Source organism: Methylopila musalis (assembly GCF_042679725.1).
GTDB classification, from domain to species: domain Bacteria; phylum Pseudomonadota; class Alphaproteobacteria; order Rhizobiales; family Methylopilaceae; genus Methylopila; species Methylopila musalis.
In genome coordinates this window covers 1-2713 of the sequence record NZ_JBHTMX010000280.1, presented here as the reverse complement: position 1 = coordinate 2713, position 2713 = coordinate 1, and the positions used below count along the sequence as shown (strand labels likewise).

4 protein-coding genes are annotated in these 2713 nt (G+C 74.1%); 2 read left to right on the top strand and 2 right to left on the bottom strand.

Annotated elements, in window-relative coordinates; translation table 11 throughout:
* Both ACFQ4O_RS16630 and ACFQ4O_RS16625 read right to left on the bottom strand, forming a co-directional pair.
* The coding region (locus ACFQ4O_RS16630; RefSeq protein ID WP_378777347.1) for a glucokinase at positions 1-573 on the bottom strand (573 nt) is incomplete at its 3' end.
* 69 nt (positions 574-642) lie between these two features.
* The gene (locus tag ACFQ4O_RS16625) at positions 643-924 is read right to left on the bottom strand and encodes an antibiotic biosynthesis monooxygenase (RefSeq protein WP_378777344.1); all 282 of its coding nucleotides are present in this window, start codon (positions 922-924) and stop codon (positions 643-645) included.
* A 59-nt stretch (positions 925-983) separates the two neighbouring features.
* On the opposite strand from ACFQ4O_RS16625, the gene ACFQ4O_RS16620 reads away from it, so the two are divergent.
* A complete protein-coding gene (locus tag ACFQ4O_RS16620; protein ID WP_378777341.1) occupies positions 984-1709 on the top strand; it encodes an RluA family pseudouridine synthase in 726 nt (241 codons plus the stop codon).
* 45 nt (positions 1710-1754) lie between these two features.
* Positions 1755-2713, top strand: a 959-nt coding sequence (locus ACFQ4O_RS16615; protein ID WP_378777339.1) for a diacylglycerol/lipid kinase family protein, incomplete at its 3' end; no start/stop codon positions are given.

Genomic DNA, 2713 nt, shown 5'->3' with positions numbered 1-2713 from the left:
GCCCGGACCGGACAGCGCCCACTCCGCCGAAACGCGCCCGAAGTCGCGCCGCAGCGCGTCCAAGATCGCGAATTCCTCCGGCGTGGTGGCGGCGAGCTCGATGTGCCCGCCTTCGCTCGGCGCCGGCGTCCAGCCGTCGCCGGAGAGCCGCAGCCCCGCCACGCCGAGCCCGGCGCCGACGCCGAGCGCGGCCTTGGCGGCGTGGGTCGGGGCGGCGTCACCGATCGGGCTCAGCTCGTCGTCGCGGTAGTGGGGAAGCGCCGCGGCCTGCGCCACGAAGTCGTTCACCAGCGTCACCCGGGCGAAGCCGAAGCGGCGCTCCAGCGCGCGGCCGTCGATCAGCCAGTCGCGGTTGGTGAGGCGCATGGCGTCGCCGAACACCGGACCGGCCACGGCGAACACCGCCCGGTCCGGCCGCTCCGGCGCGGCGTCGAGATAGGCCGCGACCTCGTCCTCGAAGCTTGCGAAACCGTCATTGGCGAGGGTCTCGACCGCGCGCGGGCGCAGCTCGCCCGGATCCACGAGCCCGAAGCGGCCGTTCGTGCCGCCGATGTCGCCGACGAGAAGGGTCAAGGCTCGAATCTCATGAAGGCGTGCGGGGCGGGACGGCTAAGGCCAATGGCAGGCATCGGGCGGCGGCGGTCAACCGAGATCGAACAGCCGCACGCGCCGGACCTTGACGAAGGGGCGCACGGCCTCGTCAAACGCAAGCCGCGCCGGCGTGTCGTGGGCTTCGGCCGCGGCGTCGCTGGCGTAGAGCGTCGAGGTGAGGAAGAAGCCCGGCGCCTCCGGATCCTCGGCGATCGCCACGCCGCGGCATTCGGGATCGCTGCGCTCCATCTCGCGCGCGCTCGCGAACGCCGCCGCGCGGAAGGCGGCGATGTTTTCGGGCTCGACCTCGAAGACGGTGGCGACAAGCTTCATGAGCGCGACATAGTGCGGGCGCGACGCCCGCCAACACACAAAAGGATCCTTGAGCCGAGATGACCGCGCCCGCCTTCGCGCCCGACGACCTGACCGCCCGCGTGCTGCACCGCGACGGGCTGATGCTGGTGGTGGACAAGCCCGCCGGCCTGCCGGTCCACGCCGGCCCCAAGGGCGGGCTCAATCTGGAGAGCATGTTCCACGCGCTGCGCTTCGGCCTGCCGCGCGATCCGGCGCTGGCGCACCGGCTGGACAAGGACACCAGCGGCTGCCTGGTGCTCGGCCGGCACCGCAAGGCGCTGGCCCGGCTCGGCAAGCTGTTCGCCAACGGCCGGGTGGGCAAGACCTACTGGGCGGTGACGCGGGGCGCGCCCGAGGCGGACGAAGGCCGCATCGACGCGGCGCTCGCCAAGCGCAGCCCCGACCGCGGCTGGTGGATGGCGGTGGACCCCGCGGGCCAGCCGTCCTCCACCGAATGGCGGGTGCTGGCGCGGGGCGCGGGGCTCGCCTTCGTGGAGTTCACGCCGCTCACGGGCCGCACCCACCAGATCCGCGTGCACGCCGCCCATCTCGGCATGCCGCTGCTGGGCGATCCGATTTACGGCGCGGAGCCGGCGGGCGGCGCGCGGCTTCATCTCCACGCCCGGTCCGTGCGCGTGCCCATGCGCGAGAACCAGCCGCCGGTGACGGTGACGGCCCCGCCGCCGCCGCACATGGCGGAGACCTTCGCAGCGCTCGGCTGGCGCGTGGACGAGGCGGAACCCGCCCTATATGCCCCGGTTTGAGGGCGCGCCCACGCGCTTAACCGGCTGAACGGACGGACGACGCCCATGGCCCGCTGCCTCGTGCTGCTCAACCCGCGCGCCGGGACGCTGGAGGATCTCGCCGCCGCGAGCGGAGGCGAGCCGGCCGAACGGGTGCGGCAGGCCTTCGCGGCCGCCGGGAAGGACGTGGACGTGCGCATGGCGCCGCCGCGCGACCTCGGCGCGGTGCTGGACGAGCTCGCCCGCGGCGACGACCATGACGAGATCATCGTGGGCGGCGGCGACGGTTCGCTCTCCCTGTCGCTCGGCAAGCTGCTGGCGTCGGGCAAGACCTTCGGCGTGCTGCCCTTCGGCACCATGAACCTGCTGGCGCGGGATCTCGGCGTGCCGCAGGAGATCGATGAGGCCATCGCCGCGCTCGCCCGGTCTGAGCCGGCGGAGGTCGATCTCGCCTCCGTCAACGGCCGGCCGTTCCACTCCATCTCCGGGCTCGGCTTCTTCGCGCAGATGGCGCGGGCGCGGGAAGCCGCGCGCGGACTGAAGGGCCTCGGCCGCTACGCCGGCTTCACGGTGGCGGCGCTGCGGGCCTTCTTCCGCTCCGGCCGCTCCCGCTACCAGCTCGTCATCGACGGCGCGCCGCTGGTGGTGGAGGCGACGGCGGTGCTCGTCACCAACAACGCCTTCGGCGACGGCGCCTGGCGGCGGCCGCGTCTGGACGGCGGCGAACTCGAGGTGATCGTCGCCCATTCGGGCACGATGCGGGAGCGCCTGCGCCTCGGCGTGGACGTGGTGGCGGGCGGCTGGCGCGCCAACCCGCTGATCGAGGTGTTCCGGGCCCGGCGCGTCGAGGTGCGCAAGTCCCGGCGGCCCCGGGTCTGGGTCGCGACCGACGGCGAGCTCGCCCGCGAGCCGACGCCGATCGTCTACGAGATCCTGCCCAAAGCGGCGCGGATGCTCCGGCCGACGCTGTCGGCCGACGCCCTGGCCGCGGCGCCGGTCGCGCTGGAGCCGGGCGTCGAAGCGCA